Raw genomic sequence first — 17335 nt, 5'->3', positions numbered from 1 at the left:
ACAGTCTAGCGTATTGTTAATTGAAAAACTACAAAAATGGACTTGAGGTGCTAAATGAAAAGTATGAAGCAATTGATAATAATTCCCTTTTTCTTGTTAACCGCCTGTGCTCCTCCCCGACCTGCTGCTGAATTGCCTGAAAACAAGGTTATGCCAGTAGAACAACGTAAAGCAAAAACAGAAACTATTTCTTCATGGGAAATTCGTGGTGCAATGGCTGCAAAAAATAGAAGCAAAGGTTGGTCGGCGACTATGAATTGGAAACAAAGCGGTCCTAATGCTTATCAAATTCGACTAATGGGTCCTTTAGGTGGGGGCACAGTCCTCATTGACAAAAAGGGTGATATAGTTACTTTCCAGGATGGACCAAAAAAAATCACGTCACACAATGCTGATGAACTGTTAGTAGAGCAAACTGGAATCAGACTTCCGGTAAATAATCTTTATTATTGGGTAAGAGGACTTCCTGCTCCAGGTCCAGTTCAGGCAGAGCATCGCGATGATTACAACCATCTGGTACAGTTAAAACAAAATGGCTATACAATTAATTTCACCAAATATACTTCAGTTAAAGGGATCGACCTGCCAAGTATGATTCGTCTTGAAGGAAATGGAGTTATGGTGAAAGTAGTGATTCAGAACTGGACGGTTTAAATCCAGCGTTTGAGCTTGAATTTGGACGAAGCGAAGTTTAGGAATTTCCTTCCTAAATTTCGTTTCTGCTTTACTTGTTCAGGTACATATGACATTCTACTCTCAATGTCAACTCCTACTTCCACTTAAAAATACAAAAAATTATTGCTTTCAAAGTTGACATGTTACGAAAACCACTGCAAAATACGCAACACATTTGCAGGGATGAGCGCAATTTTATAACGGATGATTGTAAGAATCTGCAAATTTTAGGGGTGTCGCCAAGCGGTAAGGCACAGGGTTTTGATCCCTGCATACCTAGGTTCGAATCCTAGCACCCCTGCCACATTCTTGTTGATTCAAGTAAACAGACAGCAGAAGATAACCTGGAAGGATGCGTCTTGTAATGCTCAAATAATAATAATATCTTTTTGGCTGTCTTCTGCTATGTGTTTAAGTTAAATGATTAACCTAGATCTAAAGGCTTTTTACACATGTCCACAATGATGATTTTTGCCGGAAATGCAAATCCGGAATTAGCTCAACAAATTTCTTCTCATTTGAAAATACCTATTGGCCAAGCGACTGTTGGAACGTTTAGCGATGGGGAAACGATGATCGAGATTCTCGAAAATGTCCGAGGAAGAGATGTTTTTATAATCCAATCAACTTGTGCTCCAGCAAATAATAATCTGATGGAACTCCTGACAATGGCTGATGCGCTAAGAAGGTCTTCTGCGTCTCGTATCACGGCCGTAGTTCCTTATTTTGGTTATGCACGTCAGGATCGTCGAGTTCGCTCTGCGCGTGTGCCAATTACAGCAAAAGTTGTTGCCGATATGATGGCATCGGTAGGTATTTGTAGAGTGCTTACTGTAGATCTACACGCAGATCAGATCCAGGGTTTTTTCTATATGCCTGTTGACAACGTTTATGCGACTCCAATACTTCTCGATGATATCAAACAGCAAAATCTTAAAAATATGATGGTAGTCTCTCCAGATGTCGGAGGTGTTGTTAGAGCCCGTGCGGTTGCAAAACGTCTTGACCATGCAGAATTATGCATCATCGATAAGCGCCGTAGTGGTCCAAACAAATCTGAGGTCATGCATATTATTGGTGAACCAAAAAATAAAAACTGTATTATCGTTGATGATATTGTTGATACCGCAGGAACTCTTTGCTCTGCAGCCCATGAGCTTAAGAAGAATGGTGCTTGCAGTGTTAGGGCCTATATCACTCATCCTGTTTTATCTGGCCCGGCAATCAATAATATTAAAAACTCGGGACTTGATGAAATTGTAGTAACGGATACTATTCCTTTATCTGATGAAGCACGTAAATGTGAGAAAATTCGCGTTGTAAGTTTATCTGATATGCTGGCTCAGGCAATTAAACGAGTTAATATAGAAGAATCTGTAAGCTCCATGTTTGCAGAGTAAATTTGAAATCTGGATGAACAGCATCGTAACCAGGGAATCGTCGATAGAAAGCCCAGGCGCCCCGTTAGTTCATCCAGGATACACGAGTAATAAGCGCCCTTTCTCTTTTTAGCTACTTATCCTCCCACACCCGTGCAACAATTTATGCTACAAACTGGACTCTCTAGATAAAAGTTAAGCTAAAAAAAAGGAGCTGTAAGCTCCCTTTTTTTTACTATAACTTTTATTAGTCGCTATTAGTCGCGAGTACCAACATATTTATCATCAAAATATCGACGTAACTTGGTTCTTAAAGTTCCACGACTAATCCCCAGCATAATTGCTGCTCGAGACTGATTGTATTTACAATGTTCCATTACTGCACGGAACAATGGTGTTTCAATCTCTTCAAGTACAAATTGGTATAAGTCAACAGGATCAGTTCCCTTAAGCTCTGAAAAATATTTTTGCACTGAAAGAGTTACGCTTTCGGCCAGAGAAGCGGTGTTATCCACTACTTCGTTACTGATTGTTGTCATTATTATTAGCTCCTCCTTTTAAAAACAGTATATTACCGAAACAAGCCCATTGAGACAAGGGCAGAACAGAAAAAACTGTATTAATAATCAATATATAATGTTCAATATCAGTTCAAATAGTTCCTATAAGGAGTAGGCCGCTTTCTACGTTCTACTCCTTACAAAATTACTCCAGTTGCATCCTAGAACTTCATCATTGAAGGGTCATAAGGTTTTCCATTAATGGTGAATTTACCTTGGTCTAAGCTCACTTCCATTACATAATCCGTACCTTGGACTGTAATTAGCCCACTTTGTTGTAATGCGCTTAGTTGTTTATTTGTTTGCATTTCTGCCAATTGCTCAGGAGTTAAAGCAGGTTGACTTGTTTGACCTGCAGCTTGGCTTGCTTGGAGTTGCTGAGTTAAAGTTTGTTGCAAGTCAGGTTTATTGGCAATTTGTTGTATCACTGATTGCTTCATAACCGCTTTTACAGCTTCTGCGGGAACTTGTAACTTCGCTTTTCCTTGAATTTTTTGCATCATTTCAAATGGGTTAGCATTTTCACCTTTAGGCAATGTTACAAAAAGATTTCCTTCAACTTGTCCTTGAGGAATCTTGAGGCTAAGTTTAGAAATTTCAAACTCTGCACCCTTGTTAAATAATTTGGGTAGCTCAGGAAGAAGAGCAAGCATTGCTTGTTGACGTTGGACATCATTTCCATCTTGCATAGCTGTTGTTTGTTGGTTTATTTTAGCCAATACATCCGCATCAAGATTTCTTAAAGCAACATCTAATTCTCCTGGACCATAATTTTGTCCATTTGCTAATACTGATTTTAAAGCGAGGTTAAAATGAGTATTGAATAAATGTTGTTCAATATCACTATCTGACTTAATTATAAGGTCATTCAGCGAAAACATTTTTTGATCTTTTACAAAAACATCAAAAGAAGGTAAAGAGAAATTTGCATCGCCCAGATACAATCCAGCCGGTGTTTCATGCAAATCATAATCACTGGATACCTTGTTTAAAGTAATTCGAGTACCGTCTTTAGTAGCATTTAAACCATCAAGAACGATTTTACCCGCAACTTTATCCATACCGGAGGACATTGTGGTTTTTGAATTCATTCCTAACCACTCAAGGTCACCAGAACCATCTTTTGCGATTAATTTAAAATTAGGAACGCTGAACTCCACAGTACTTTCATTAAGGTAATTAACAAAAATACTTAAATCTAACTGCGGTTTTACGGAGTTTGAAGTAAATTGTGCATCAAATTGTTGATTGTATTCTGCTGGGAATGGAAAAACTGCCTCGCCATAACCCAATCCAAAACGTAATTGTTTGTTTGCATAGATAAAAGGGCCATGATGGATTGTTAGTGGCATCACCATATTATAGTCTTGGGCAGGAAGAGTTTTAGACTGTCCATTTTCATCTTGTACTACACGCTCGGGAATATGTAGGCGCCACTTAATTTGAGCTTCAGAGTTGAATAATCCTTTGTTGTATTGTTGGATTTCAGCATATAACCCATTAGACTGGTCAATTACTTCTACATTCTTTCTGATTGTTCGTTCAGTAAGAACGCCCATACCATAATATCCGCCTAGAATTAGAACGGCCAGGATAATTACTAATCCTGTAAATTTTTTCATTCTCGTCTCCATGTTATTAATTCGCATACAAAACTGCCGCTGAAAGTATAACAGTAAATAACATCAGAGTGCGATAAGCTTATAAAAAAACAGTAGTAACTATTTTCTTGTCAATTAACATAATTTCAGGTACTTAAGCATTTTTTTGGGGTTTACAATATGTTTCTTTAACAGTAAATGCCAACACCAGTGCAATTATGGAACAAAGTGGCAGCAGCTTCAAACCTGCCTGGAAATCTGAAAGTAATAACGTTTCGACGTTATAAGCACGAGCACCAGATACCATGTCAACCAATCGTCCAACTAAAGGCTGTAATAACGCCCCTACAAAAATCGATATCATGTTGGTAAACGCAATAGAAGTCCCTATCACATTTCTATCATGGATTTCAGTTGAAACGGCGTAAGCAATAGCAACACCAGTATTAGTTAGACCGAATAGGAAGAACAATAAATAAGCTGAGTTTTGACTTAAAGTAGGACTAAATACATACAAGGATGTAAAAAGCACACCAAATAATGCAGAAAGAATCATTAACGGTTTGCGACGTCCCATCTTGTCTGAAAGCCAACCAGATAAAGGACCACTAATACCCCAGCCAATAAAAATTAATCCAGTAGCAAAAGCGGCCGCATGAGCACCTAATCCCCTGCCAAACTGAAGATACGCAGGACCAATTGCCTCGCCAATAACAGCTGTTGGTCCAAATAAAAATCCAGCATATAACGCATTAAGCCAAGTTTGTCTGCACGATAATATGACTTTTAAACTCTGAAGAATACTAAGCTGATTTACAGAGCGGACCTCACTGCGATGCTCACCAGGTTTATCCTGTACGAATTGATACAGTAGAGCGGCAAGTGCAATGAATAGAAACGCTATAATCAACATGCTGTGCCGCCATCCCACATTAGTGACTAAAAATGAGACGGGAGCTTCTCCAGCAGCAGCACCTAACATTCCTAAAGCCTGTGTTAAACCTGCAAGTAAGCCGAGCATTGTAGGGGGAAACCACGATGTAGCCAAACGAAGTGAACATACGAAAGCAAAAGCGGCGCTAAATCCTATGAGCATCCTACCTATTGATCCCATAAACAGGCTATCCGCAAGACCAAAAACACAACAGCCAAAAGCCGTAACTAATGACATCACCGTGAGTAACCAACGTATACTCAAGCGGTCTACAGTGAGTCCTACAGGAATTTGCATAAGGATATAAGGAATATAAAATGATGCAGTCAAGATACCAAAACCTGCTTCGTTAATTCCAAAATCAATTTGTAAGTATCGATGCATTACTCCGGGAGCAACACGAGCCATATAATCAGAAAAATAGAATGCAGCAGCCAATCCCCACACCAACCAAGCAAATCCTAAATAATTTTTACTGGTATAAACTTCTACTCTTGACTCATGTATTTTGTTCATAAACTCTCTACGCTAATAAGATCCTAATTGGCTTTGAAGGGTTACAACACACACATCGAAAAATAACCCCGGGATAAAGATTGTCAGCATTTCATTTATCAACTCACTTTTGTATCGCTAGTAGTATAAAAATGAAAAAATCTAAAAATATTTATCCAAAAAATGAGCAATAAATCTGTCAAACAAAACCTACATTATACTGCTGTTGTCATTTATTTCAACACATAGTTTGATTTCATTTTCATAGGTACAGAAAATGGTTATAATAATCCTACTTGATATATATGGCATAAGATATACCCAGTATCGATAGATGTATCTTGTTTTCGGCTGTTTTTACACCACAATGCCGTCATATCGTCCAAAATTATAACTAAGGCTTAAAATGAACGCTCTTAACCTTGCAATTAAAGAAGCTCTTGAAGCAGCTGGAAATACCAAAGAAGCGAATAAAGCTTATCTTGAATTTATTAAGGCCAACTTCATTATTCCTGTAGAACAAAATTCAAGTGATGACCAACCCGCGGTGTTATTTTTACAAGAGGGAGAACATATCTTCCTTCCAGTTTTTACCGAAATGCATTATCTTGATGCTTGGGCTAATGAGATTGCACAAGAAATAAAACTCCTTAAATTATCTGGTGTCGACTTACTTAAGGGGCTTGGTGATAATGTGACTATATGTCTCAACATAGGCAGTGAAATCTATAAAGAGTTTAATCCTTCAGAAACCGCGCGAATGCGGTCTATGGTCCTCAAGCTTTTCAAAAATTAAAATACATCAAATCAGGTTGGCGCATAATAGACACTGTCGTGCGTAATCACGTCATCCTGAGGGGTTAACGACGAAGGATCTCCTGATTTTAACATGATAACTTTGTTATAATGTTCATATCGCTACTGGAGCTCCCTCACTACTATCGGGATGACGTCTCCTAAAGGACGGAAACCTATTCGACAAAGTAATAAATAAAATTTTCTTTAATACTTTTGCGTATAAAGTCTATGCGACCAACTCAAACAATTGGTATCCAACAATTGCTGAAGCTGCAATAGCGCCGCTAATTTCAATTACCAGGGACAAAAAGCCATGCTTATGACCATACTCTTGATCATTTGCAGCAACTTCTTCACCCGTGGGCAATTCCTCTTTATCTAAAGCATTCAATTCAAATAAAGGTTCTTCCCCCTCAATCGCATCCCACCATCCTTCTAACCAGTGTTCTGCTTGTTGGGTTCCTTCACGAAATGGGTTATCGTGTTCCGCTACATCTGCCAGCGCACATTCGTATCCAAATGCATAACTGTCTTCATAGCTTGGATGTTCTATGTTAAAACGTAATTTAATATGTGGTAGTAAGGCTGTTATGTCGTTCATGATTATACCCTCTATTTATTCGTACAGTATTTACCTTTAATACTGTTAATAATTTCTACATTTAAAACAATTTTACGACTTTCTATTAACGCTTATTTACCAAATAAAAACATTTACTAAATCTTGACAAATTTTTCTTTAACCGGCAAAAAATCACTTAAGAATCGAGTAGAGTTTTATAAATCTATTTTATATAAAGCAATTATTAGGCCAAGTTTTTTTCTGTATCTTTTAAAAGCAGAAAAAATAGAGTAAGAACAAAAAAAGGGGGGAAATGTAAATTTGTGGCAGGACTAAAGTTTTTGCCGGCAAATTTTGCCGCTAGTACATGCTATTACTATGGTGCCAGACGGTGAAACGTCCATTGCCCATTTTTTAAATAATAATGAATCCTATCGTGCAAACGGTTATCCCGTCCTTGCCAAAACTCGATTTCATCAGGAATAACCATGTAGCCGCCCCAAAAGGTAGGACGTAATACAGGTTCTTGTCCGTGTTTTTGAATTAAATCATTCAGGGATTTCTCCAAAGCCTCTCTTCCTTCAATTTCATGACTTTGTGGAGAAACAATAGCGCTGTATTGGCTTTTGATCGGTCTTGTAGAAAAATAAAGATCTGATTGTTCTTTATCAATCGGTTTGATTTGACCGCGAATACGCACTTGTCTTGCCATTTGTGGCCAGTAAAAATTAAGTGCTACATATGGGTTGTTTTGAATTTGTTTTGCTTTTTTACTTTGATAATTCGTATAAAAGACGAAATTCCCTCCTTCCAAACCTTTTAACAAAACGACTCGAGAATCTGGTAAACCTTGATTATCTACGGTGGAGAGAACCATAGCAGTTGGATCATTCTTTTCATTTTTTAAAACATCTTCAAACCAAAGCTTAAATTGAACAATTGGATCTTCAGGAAGTGATTGTTCACTTAAATTGAGATCACCATACTCTCGTCTTATATCAGCTATGCTTCGAAAATTTGTCATGAGGTACCGTAAAAAATTTGGGTACATAACCCAGAGTTAATATTCAATTGTTCTGGGTCATGGCTTTGCTCACATATATTGGCCATTAAAATGTCGTCCTGCAGAGCAGAATCCCATTTCTGACAAGGCATGTACTAGTGCAAGAATAAATTCCCGCCTTGGCGGGAATGAGAAAAATCATAAAAGCACAAAAATAATTAATAATAGCCTTGCTTAACCCAGAATTACATCCTGATAGATTACCAGCCTGTAACTTCGGCAACTGCATCACCTAAATCAGCAGGCGAACGTACGGTTCTCACACCAGCGGCTTCTAAAGCTGCATATTTTTCAGCGGCAGTCCCTTTCCCACCAGAAATAATTGCACCAGCATGCCCCATACGTTTTCCAGCAGGTGCTGTTACGCCCGCAATATAGGAGACCACAGGTTTACTAACATGCAATTTAATATATTCGGCTGCCTCTTCTTCTGCAGAGCCTCCGATTTCACCCACCATGATAATCGCCTCTGTTTGAGGATCTTGTTCAAATAGAGCTAAAGCATCAATGAAACTGGTTCCAGGAATCGGATCGCCACCTATACCAATGCACGTACTTTGACCAAAACCTTTATCTGTGGTTTGTTTAACTGCTTCGTAAGTTAAAGTTCCAGAACGCGAAACAATACCTACTTTACCAGGCAAGTGAATTGAACCTGGCATAATCCCAATTTTGCATTCACCCGGAGTAATAATTCCAGGGCAATTGGGGCCTATCAAACGGGCTTGTGTATTATTTTCTAGATAGACTTTTACTTGCAGCATATCCAATACAGGCACACCTTCTGTGATACAAACGATTAATTGAATGCCCGCATCTGCAGCTTCTAAAATAGAATCCTTACAAAATGGTGCAGGGACATAAATCACGCTCGCTTCCGCTTTGGTCTCTTCAACGGCTTCACGCATGGTATTAAATACCGGTAAGCCTAAATGCATCTGTCCGCCTTTACCTGGTGTCACGCCACCAACCATACGTGTGCCGTAAGCAATCGCTTGTTCTGAATGATAAGTCCCTTGCTTTCCAGTAAAGCCCTGACACAATACCTTAGTATTTTTATTAACCAATACACTCATTGTTAACCTCGAAATTTAGTAATTAAGCAACAGCTGCCACAATTTTTTTCGCAGCATCAGTTAAACTGGTTGCAGCAATCACATTCAAATCACTTTTATTTAAAATATCAGCACCTAGTTGTGCATTATTACCTTCAAGACGTACCACCACAGGAATTTTCACATCGACTTCTTTCACTGCAGCAAGAATACCATCGGCAATGAGATCACAACGAACGATACCACCAAAAATATTTACCAAAATACCTTTGACATTGTCATCGGAGAGAATAATTTTCAGTGCCTCACTGACTCGTTCCTTAGTAGCGCCACCACCAACATCAAGAAAGTTAGCTGGTTCACCACCATGAAGCTTAATCACGTCCATGGTCGCCATCGCCAAACCAGCACCATTCACCATACAGCCAATAGTTCCATCCAGAGGAATATAATTTAGCTCCCAGTCGCTCGCACGATTTTCACGTTCATCTTCTTGAGTTGTATCGCGCATGCTTTTTAATTTGGGTTGACGGTATAATGCGTTGCCATCAATATTAATTTTGCCATCCAAGCAAATTAATTGTTCTTGTTTTGTTACTACCAGTGGATTGATTTCTAATAAGCTCAGATCGCAATCAACAAACATTTTGCCCAATCCCATCATCAAATGAGTAAATTGTTTAATTTGCTCGTCTTTCAGGCCTAATTTAAATCCTACTTCACGGCATTGAAATGGCATGACACCAACTAATGGGTCAACAATTACTTTAAAAATTTTTTCAGGCGTTTCTTCAGCCACTTTTTCTATTTCTACACCACCTTCTGTGGAAGCCATGAATACGACACGGCGAGTAGCGCGATCAACAACCGCTCCAAGATATAATTCTCTGCCGATATCACATGTTTCCTCAATTAAAACAGCATTAACTGGCTGTCCATGAGCATCAGTTTGATATGTAACTAAGCGAGTACCTAATAATGATTTGACTGCTGCAGCTAATTCATCTTTATTCGATACCAATTTCACGCCACCAGCTTTTCCTCTTCCGCCAGCGTGGACTTGAGCTTTAACAACCCAACGAGCAGTAGATAACTGTGACGCAACTTGCATTGCATCTTCAACACTGTAAGCGACTTCACCGTTTGGTACTGGCAAGTTGTAGCTAGCAAATAATTGTTTGGCCTGGTATTCATGTAAATTCATTGCAATTACCTTTCTAAAAATGCAAAATTCGTCAATACTCATAAGTGTTAATTTATGCATCATATCCCGGATGAAGAAAGACCAAACTCAGGATGTACAATTGATAAATTTAAAACCTCTGGGCTCCAGCTGCGCCTTCACCCAGTTACATTTATGTGCCAATGCGAATTTCGCAGTTACATTTCATTAAACATTAAGCAAAAGACGCGCAGGATCTTCCAATAACTCTTTCACACTTACCAAAAACTGTACTGAATCTTTACCATCAATCAGTCGATGATCATAAGATAAAGCCACATACATCATAGGACGAATTACTATCTGTCCTTTTTCCACTACAGGTCTATCTTCAATTTTGTGCATTCCCAAAATTCCTGTTTGGGGTGGATTAATGATTGGTGTAGCTAACAAAGAACCAAATACCCCACCATTCGTAATGGTAAAGGTACCTCCCTGCATGTCTTCCATGGCTAATTTACCCTCTCTAGCCTTTTTTGCAGCATCATTAATTGCCAATTCAATTTCAGCCATACTCATCTGATCCGCATCACGAATCACAGGTACGACCAATCCTCGCTCAGTAGATACGGCGATACCAATATCATAAAAGCCATGATAAACCACATCCTGACCATCTATGGAGGCATTCACTGCAGGAAAACGTTTTAATGACTCGACAACAGCTTTGGTGAAAAAAGACATAAACCCAAGTTTGACGCCGTGCTTTTTCTCAAAAGTGTCTTTATATTGAGTACGCATGTCCATAACTGCTTTCAAATTGACTTCATTAAAAGTCGTCAACATCGCTGCATTGTGTTGAGCTTCCAATAAACGCTCGGCGATTTTAGCCCTTAAGCGTGTCATAGGAACCCGACGCTCTTCACGTAAGCCCATAGGTGCTCTTTGAGTTGGCTCTTTTCCGCTTTCTTTAGATTTAGATGTTTTTTCTCTACCTGATTCGATATAAGCGAGAACGTCTTCTTTAGTAATACGACCATCCTTGCCACTACCTTGTATTTGCCCAGGCTGAAGGTCATGTTCCGCCATCATCCGTCGAACTACAGGACTGGTTGACTTATCTTCTTTAGCGCTTACTTCATCACGTTCAGATTGTTCACTTGCCTTAGATGCGTCAGCCTTTTCTTCTTTGGTTTCAGCTCCAGCGCCTTCTTTTATTTTGGCAAGTAATTGGCCTGAGCGAACTGTGTCACCCTCCTGAAACAGGATTTCAGCCAGTATTCCATCAGCAGGTGCAGGAACTTCCAGTACGACTTTGTCTGTTTCTAGATCGAGTAAATTCTCATCACGGCTTACTTTATCACCTACTTTTTTATGCCACGCTGCTACAGTTGCATCTGCAACCGATTCAGGCAAAACAGGTACTTTGACTTCAATAGACATGGTTATACCTTCTTATTTTATTAAATTCGTTAACAAATTGTAGTCTGGGGAAAGGCAAAGCCATAATCCAGACTACGATAAACTCACAATCAGTCCAATAAAGCTTGCTCTACTAAAGCTTGTTGTTCTTTTGCATGCAGAGCAGGGCTTCCTACAGCAGGTGCCGCAGCAAACTCTCTTCCGGCATAATGCAAGGTTTGTTCAGGACGCAAACAATCCATTATATTATGCTGAGAAGAGAACCATACACCTTGATTCTGCGGTTCTTCCTGACACCAAATAACTTTCTTGGCCTGAGGATATTTATTTAGCTCAGTCGTAAGTGCTTTTTTAGGAAATGGATATAATTGCTCAATTCGCACTAAAGCAATATTGTTTAATTCTTTATCACGACGCATTTGCAACAAATCATAATAAACCTTTCCACAGCACAGCACTACTTTTGTAACTTTTTGTGCATCAATTGTATCAATTTCCGGGATAATAGTATGGAATTTACCTTTGAATAAATCTTCCAATGGAGAAACTGCTAATTTATGGCGTAGAAGACTTTTGGGTGTCATAACAATTAATGGCTTACGGAAATTCCGGATAACCTGTCTTCTTAATAAATGGAAGATCTGAGCGGGTGTAGTTGGAGTACAAACTTGCATATTGTGCTGAGCACAAAGCTGCATATAACGCTCCAGACGAGCTGATGAATGCTCTGGGCCTTGTCCTTCATATCCATGAGGTAATAACATGACTAAACCGCATAAACGACCCCATTTTTGCTCACCAGAACTAATAAATTGATCAATAACCACTTGCGCCCCATTGGCGAAATCACCAAACTGAGCTTCCCAAAGTACCAGAAAATTGGGTGCAGACGCGGCAAATCCGTATTCGAACGCCAGTACTGCTTCTTCAGAAAGTACAGAATCGATTACAGAGAAAGGTCGGTCGAGTTTATTGCTGATTTGCTCCAAAGGAGTAAACGATTCTCCAGTTTCAGTATCATGCAATACAGCATGGCGATGAGCAAAAGTTCCTCTTCCAGAGTCCTGGCCAGACAAACGCACACCATAACCTTCTTGGACTAGACTGGCATATGCCATAATTTCAGCATATCCCCAGTTCATTGGTAACTCACCGGCCGTCATCTTATCACGATCATTTAATAAGCGTTGAACCACCGGATGTAATGTAAAACCTTTTGGTAACGTGTTTAAGATTTTAGCTAATGCTTGTAAGTTCTCTTTTTTGATTGTGGTATCGACTTTATCTGTCCATTTTGCATTCAGATAAGGGGTCCAATCAACTGCATACTTACCTTCATAATCACCATGAACCAAATCCACAACCGCTTTACCCTGATCCAGCGTATCGCGATATGCATCTACTAATTTTTCAGCATCTTTACTGGTCAGAAAACCTTCTTGTACCAATTGTTCAGCATAAATTTCGCGTAAGGGACGCATCGACTTGATTTTTCGATACATTGCAGGTTGAGTAACTGCCGGCTCATCTGCCTCATTATGTCCATGTCGTCGGTAACATACGAGGTCTACTACTACATCTCGTTTAAATTTCATTCTGAAATCAAATGCCAGCCTGGTCGCAAACACCACTGCTTCAGGATCATCACCATTCACATGAATAACAGGAGCCTGAACCATTTTGGCCACATCAGTACAATATAATGTAGAACGGGCGTCCAGAGGATTGCTGGTAGTAAAACCTATTTGGTTATTGATAACAATGTGAACGCTACCACCAGTACAATAGCCACGTGCCTGAGAAAAATTAAACGTTTCCATTACGACACCCTGGCCGGCAAATGCAGCATCGCCATGAATAACGATAGGAACAACTTTTTCTTTCTTGTCCAAATCATTACGTCGCCCCAAACGAGAACGCACAGACCCCTCTACTACTGGTCCAATAATTTCTAAGTGTGAAGGGTTAAAAGCTAAAGCCAGGTGGACTACTGAACCAGAATTTGTTTTTATATCTGAAGAAAAACCTAAATGATATTTTACATCACCAGTACGTTCATATTTTACTTTGCCTTCAAATTCCTGGAATAGTTGATTAGGTTCTTTACCTAATACATTCACCAATACATTTAAGCGGCCTCGATGTGCCATACCAATAACTAATTCTTTAACATTATCTTTGCCAGCGCACTCAATAATTTCTTTCATCATGGGAATTAATGAATCCCCCCCTTCAAGAGAGAATCGTTTTTGTCCCACGTAGCGTGTACCTAGATAACGCTCCAAACCGTCGGCAGCAATTAAATCTTTTAAAATTTGCAATTTTTTTGCTGCATCTAACTTAAGTCGGCCACGCACGGATTCCATTCGTTCTTGCAGCCATTCTATTTCTTCAGTATTAGAAATATGCATGTATTCAATACCAATACTGCTACAATACGTTTCGCGCAAGGCTCTATATATTTCATCCAGAGTCATTTCTGGACCATTAAATGTAGTGCCTGCAAAAAACTTACGGTTTCTATCTACATCGGATAAATGGTGATACTCCAATTCCAATGCAGGTACTGGAGTACGTTTTGTCATTTCCAGAGGATCAAGCTTGGCCGCATGATGGCCCAATGAGCGATATGCATTAATTAAATCTGCAATCCGAAATTGCTGACTATCTGAAGCTTGGACTACAGGTATTGCTTTTTTATCTGCATTCTGCAAAAAATAATCACGAATCTCTCTATGCGAGAATTCTTTTTCGGCACTATCCACCTTAGGCAAAGCACTGAATACTGCTCGCCAATCGGATGAAACCGAACTCGGGTCAGCAAGATAATCTTCATACAGACTATCAACATAAGCCATACTTCCGCCAGATAAATAGGAAGAAGCCCATTTTTTTTGCAGATCGGAACTGCTCATTTTCTTTTCTCCAAAGGGGTATTAATCACTACCACCAGTAAATTGGCTATTCCACTCATCCCCGTGGATAAAACAGCTATCCCCGCAAGTGCGGGGATCATCCTTATACTGATTTCGAGCTCATTTAAGATCATTCCCATTGTATGGGAATTATATTTTCTCTACATGGCTTTTATCAGTACCTTAAAAACAAGAAAAGTACTATTAGGTCTCTTTTGTTAACATTTGTTGGCGAATCTCGGAAATCGCTTTCGTCGGATTAAGTCCTTTCGGGCAGACATTAGTACAATTCATAATACTGCGGCAACGAAATACACTGAATGGATCTTGCAATTTATCCAAACGATCTGCTGTTGCCGTATCACGACTGTCTGCTAAAAATCGTCTAGCCTGTAATAATCCAGCAGGACCAACAAATTTGTCCGGATTCCACCAGAATGAAGGACATGAACTGCTACAGCATGCGCATAAAATACATTCATATAATCCATCAAGTTGAGCGCGTTCCTCTGGTGATTGTAACCGTTCTTGAGCGGGAGGAACCTCATTATTTTGCAAATAAGGCTCTATACGCTCATATTGTTGATAAAACTGCGTCATATCAACTGCTAAATCACGAATTACTGGAAATCCAGGCAAAGGACGCACAACTATTTTATCGGTATTCAACTGAGACACATGAGTAATACAAGCCAAACCATTTGTCCCATTTATATTCATGCCGTCCGAACCACATACCCCTTCGCGACAAGAACGTCTGTATGTGATGGATGGATCCTGCTCTGCTTTCAATCGTTCGAGTAACGTGAGTAGCATAGGATCACTTTTAACTGGAATCTCCAATTCATAATCTTTCATATAAGGCTTAGCATCCACCTCAGGATTATAGCGATATATTGATAGGGTCAATTTTCTACTATCTGCTGCCATGTAATCTATCCTCTTTAGTAAACGCGTTCTTTCGGCGCAAAAGGCTCGACATGCTTAGGTGATGCATTAACTGGACGAAAATCAATCTTCTCACCTTCCTCAAAATATAGCGTATGTTTAATCCAGTTCGCATCATCGCGTTTTGGATAATCTTCACGACTATGAGCACCACGACTTTCTGTACGAACAATTGCAGACTGCGCTGTAGCATATGCAGTTGCCATCAAATTATCCAACTCTAATGCACTAACTCGCTCTGTATTAAATATCTTACTCTTATCTTCTAATTTAGCATGCGCCAAACGTTCACGCAGGGCCTGAAGACGTTTTAAGCCAGAAGCCATTACTTCACCTGTACGGAAGACACCGAAGTCTTCTTGCATGACACGTTGCATTTCATCATGAATTACTGCTGGGCTTTCACCGTCTGTTGAATTATTCCATCGGTTATATCGTTGCAAAGATGGCGCAATATCATCATCACTAATATAAGTCATCTCAGGTAATTGATTTGACTGCCATAATTCTTCAACATGCAATCCTGCTGCGCGGCCAAAGACAACTAAGTCCAGTAATGAATTGCCACCTAAACGGTTCGCACCATGTACAGAAACACAAGCACACTCACCTACTGCATATAAACCTTCTACAGTATGTTCAATACCGTTGGATTTGGTAAGTACTTGGCCATACATATTGGTAGGTATACCGCCCATGCTGTAGTGACAAGTAGGAACTACGGGAATTGGCTCAACAATTGGATCTACTCCTGCGAATTTTATAGATAATTCACGAATTCCTGGCAGGCGTGATTTAATCAGATCGGCACCCAGGTGATCCAATTTTAATTTAACGTGATCAACTCCTTTAGGATCAAAACCCTTGCCAGCACGGATCTCAAGAGCCATAGATCGAGCAACTACATCTCGGGAAGCTAAATCCTTAACTCGCGGTGCATAACGTTCCATAAAACGTTCACCGTCTTTATTAATCAGATAACCGCCTTCACCTCGACATCCTTCCGTCACCAAAACACCAGCTCCAGCAATACCAGTAGGATGGAACTGCCACATCTCCATATCTTGTAACGGGATACCAGCTCTTAATGCCATACCAAAACCATCACCGGTATTAATAAAGGCATTGGTTGTAGATTGGTAAATACGGCCTGCGCCACCGGTAGCCAAAATACATACTCTTGATTGGAAAAATACTACTTCACCTGTTTCGATACACATCGCTGTAACACCGGATATATGTCCATGCGAATCTTTCACGAGATCAAGCGCATACCATTCACTAAATACGTGTGTTTTAGCTTTTAAATTTTGTTGGTAGAGTGTATGTAATAAAGCATGTCCTGTTCTATCTGCTGCAGCACAAGTTCGCGCGGCTTGATCGCCACCAAAATTTTTGGATTGACCGCCAAACTGACGCTGATAGATTTTACCATTATCCATGCGTGAAAAAGGCAATCCCATGTGCTCGAGCTCATATACTGCTTCGGGGCCTGTTTTGCAAAGGTATTCGATTGAATCCTGATCGCCAATATAGTCTGCACCCTTCACGGTATCATACATATGCCAACGCCAATCATCCTCATGCGCATTTCCCAGTGCACAAGTAATACCTCCTTGAGCAGATACTGTATGTGACCGAGTTGGAAATACTTTAGATAAAAGTGCGACCTTTAAACCTGAATTTGCCATCTGCAGTGCAGCTCGCATTCCAGCCCCACCAGCGCCAATAATTACTGCATCAAATTTATTACGTGCAATTGCCAT

At 39.7% G+C, this 17335-nt stretch carries 14 protein-coding genes and 1 tRNA gene; 4 read left to right on the top strand and 11 right to left on the bottom strand.

Annotated elements, in window-relative coordinates:
* The first annotated feature begins 54 nt into the window (after positions 1-54).
* The 3 genes from lolB to BW930_RS12030 all read left to right on the top strand — a co-directional run bounded on the left by lolB (position 55) and on the right by BW930_RS12030 (position 2075).
* A complete protein-coding gene (lolB, locus tag BW930_RS12040; RefSeq protein ID WP_058468727.1) occupies positions 55-654 on the top strand; it encodes a lipoprotein insertase outer membrane protein LolB in 600 nt (199 codons plus the stop codon).
* A gap of 250 nt (positions 655-904) precedes the next feature.
* Positions 905-979, top strand: a tRNA-Gln gene (locus BW930_RS12035).
* Between the two features lie 148 nt (positions 980-1127).
* Positions 1128-2075 (top strand): ribose-phosphate pyrophosphokinase, encoded by a 948-nt coding sequence (locus BW930_RS12030; protein WP_058468728.1) that lies wholly within the window; start codon positions 1128-1130, stop codon positions 2073-2075.
* A gap of 236 nt (positions 2076-2311) precedes the next feature.
* On the opposite strand, the gene BW930_RS12025 is transcribed toward BW930_RS12030, so the two are convergent.
* From BW930_RS12025 to BW930_RS12015, 3 genes are all read right to left on the bottom strand, one after another.
* A complete protein-coding gene (locus BW930_RS12025) occupies positions 2312-2593 on the bottom strand; it encodes a helix-turn-helix domain-containing protein (protein ID WP_003633193.1) in 282 nt (93 codons plus the stop codon).
* A 182-nt stretch (positions 2594-2775) separates the two neighbouring features.
* On the bottom strand, positions 2776-4236 hold the full coding sequence (locus BW930_RS12020; protein ID WP_058468729.1) for a YdgA family protein: 1461 nt from the start codon (positions 4234-4236) through the stop codon (positions 2776-2778).
* A gap of 133 nt (positions 4237-4369) precedes the next feature.
* Positions 4370-5665, bottom strand: a complete 1296-nt coding sequence (locus BW930_RS12015; RefSeq protein ID WP_058468730.1) for an MFS transporter — start codon at positions 5663-5665, stop codon at positions 4370-4372.
* A gap of 385 nt (positions 5666-6050) precedes the next feature.
* Between BW930_RS12015 and BW930_RS12010 the strand changes: the two genes are divergently transcribed.
* Positions 6051-6440, top strand: coding sequence for an SseB family protein (locus tag BW930_RS12010; protein ID WP_058468731.1), 390 nt, complete (start codon positions 6051-6053; stop codon positions 6438-6440).
* A gap of 228 nt (positions 6441-6668) precedes the next feature.
* Here BW930_RS12010 and BW930_RS12005 read toward each other — a convergent pair whose 3' ends face one another.
* From BW930_RS12005 to sdhA, 8 genes are all read right to left on the bottom strand, one after another.
* Positions 6669-7043: a hypothetical protein gene (locus BW930_RS12005; RefSeq protein WP_058468732.1), complete on the bottom strand. Its 375-nt coding sequence runs from the start codon at positions 7041-7043 to the stop codon at positions 6669-6671.
* 337 nt (positions 7044-7380) lie between these two features.
* A complete protein-coding gene (pdxH, locus tag BW930_RS12000; protein ID WP_058468733.1) occupies positions 7381-8028 on the bottom strand; it encodes a pyridoxamine 5'-phosphate oxidase in 648 nt (215 codons plus the stop codon).
* Between the two features lie 239 nt (positions 8029-8267).
* Entirely contained in the window at positions 8268-9143 is an 876-nt protein-coding gene (sucD, locus tag BW930_RS11995) for a succinate--CoA ligase subunit alpha (protein WP_058468734.1), read from the bottom strand.
* A gap of 22 nt (positions 9144-9165) precedes the next feature.
* Positions 9166-10326 (bottom strand): ADP-forming succinate--CoA ligase subunit beta, encoded by a 1161-nt coding sequence (gene sucC, locus BW930_RS11990; protein ID WP_058468806.1) that lies wholly within the window; start codon positions 10324-10326, stop codon positions 9166-9168.
* 186 nt (positions 10327-10512) lie between these two features.
* Positions 10513-11727, bottom strand: coding sequence for a 2-oxoglutarate dehydrogenase complex dihydrolipoyllysine-residue succinyltransferase (odhB, locus tag BW930_RS11985; protein WP_058468735.1), 1215 nt, complete (start codon positions 11725-11727; stop codon positions 10513-10515).
* Positions 11728-11816: 89 nt separating this feature from the next.
* On the bottom strand, positions 11817-14621 hold the full coding sequence (locus BW930_RS11980) for a 2-oxoglutarate dehydrogenase E1 component (RefSeq protein WP_058468736.1): 2805 nt from the start codon (positions 14619-14621) through the stop codon (positions 11817-11819).
* 204 nt (positions 14622-14825) lie between these two features.
* Positions 14826-15551 carry a succinate dehydrogenase iron-sulfur subunit gene (locus tag BW930_RS11975; protein WP_058468737.1) on the bottom strand — a complete coding sequence of 242 codons (726 nt, stop codon included), beginning with the start codon at positions 15549-15551 and terminating at the stop codon, positions 14826-14828.
* A 14-nt stretch (positions 15552-15565) separates the two neighbouring features.
* Entirely contained in the window at positions 15566-17335 is a 1770-nt protein-coding gene (sdhA, locus tag BW930_RS11970; protein WP_058468738.1) for a succinate dehydrogenase flavoprotein subunit, read from the bottom strand.

This window comes from Fluoribacter gormanii (assembly GCF_900156395.1).
GTDB classification, from domain to species: domain Bacteria; phylum Pseudomonadota; class Gammaproteobacteria; order Legionellales; family Legionellaceae; genus Legionella; species Legionella gormanii.
The sequence above is the reverse complement of the archived record's forward strand: the minus strand, read 5'-3'. Positions and strand labels throughout refer to the sequence as shown.

Bases quoted from the DNA above. Each gene is read 5' to 3' on its own strand.
- lolB (WP_058468727.1), top strand. From the start codon at position 55: ATGAAAAGTATGAAGCAATTGATAATAATTCCCTTTTTCTTGTTAACC.
- BW930_RS12030 (WP_058468728.1), top strand. From the start codon at position 1,128: ATGTCCACAATGATGATTTTTGCCGGAAATGCAAATCCGGAATTAGCT.
- BW930_RS12025 (WP_003633193.1), bottom strand. From the start codon at position 2,593: ATGACAACAATCAGTAACGAAGTAGTGGATAACACCGCTTCTCTGGCC.
- BW930_RS12020 (WP_058468729.1), bottom strand. From the start codon at position 4,236: ATGAAAAAATTTACAGGATTAGTAATTATCCTGGCCGTTCTAATTCTA.
- BW930_RS12015 (WP_058468730.1), bottom strand. From the start codon at position 5,665: ATGAACAAAATACATGAGTCAAGAGTAGAAGTTTATACCAGTAAAAAT.
- BW930_RS12010 (WP_058468731.1), top strand. From the start codon at position 6,051: ATGAACGCTCTTAACCTTGCAATTAAAGAAGCTCTTGAAGCAGCTGGA.
- BW930_RS12005 (WP_058468732.1), bottom strand. From the start codon at position 7,043: ATGAACGACATAACAGCCTTACTACCACATATTAAATTACGTTTTAAC.
- pdxH (WP_058468733.1), bottom strand. From the start codon at position 8,028: ATGACAAATTTTCGAAGCATAGCTGATATAAGACGAGAGTATGGTGAT.
- sucD (WP_058468734.1), bottom strand. From the start codon at position 9,143: ATGAGTGTATTGGTTAATAAAAATACTAAGGTATTGTGTCAGGGCTTT.
- sucC (WP_058468806.1), bottom strand. From the start codon at position 10,326: ATGAATTTACATGAATACCAGGCCAAACAATTATTTGCTAGCTACAAC.
- odhB (WP_058468735.1), bottom strand. From the start codon at position 11,727: ATGTCTATTGAAGTCAAAGTACCTGTTTTGCCTGAATCGGTTGCAGAT.
- BW930_RS11980 (WP_058468736.1), bottom strand. From the start codon at position 14,621: ATGAGCAGTTCCGATCTGCAAAAAAAATGGGCTTCTTCCTATTTATCT.
- BW930_RS11975 (WP_058468737.1), bottom strand. From the start codon at position 15,551: ATGGCAGCAGATAGTAGAAAATTGACCCTATCAATATATCGCTATAAT.
- sdhA (WP_058468738.1), bottom strand. From the start codon at position 17,335: ATGGCAATTGCACGTAATAAATTTGATGCAGTAATTATTGGCGCTGGT.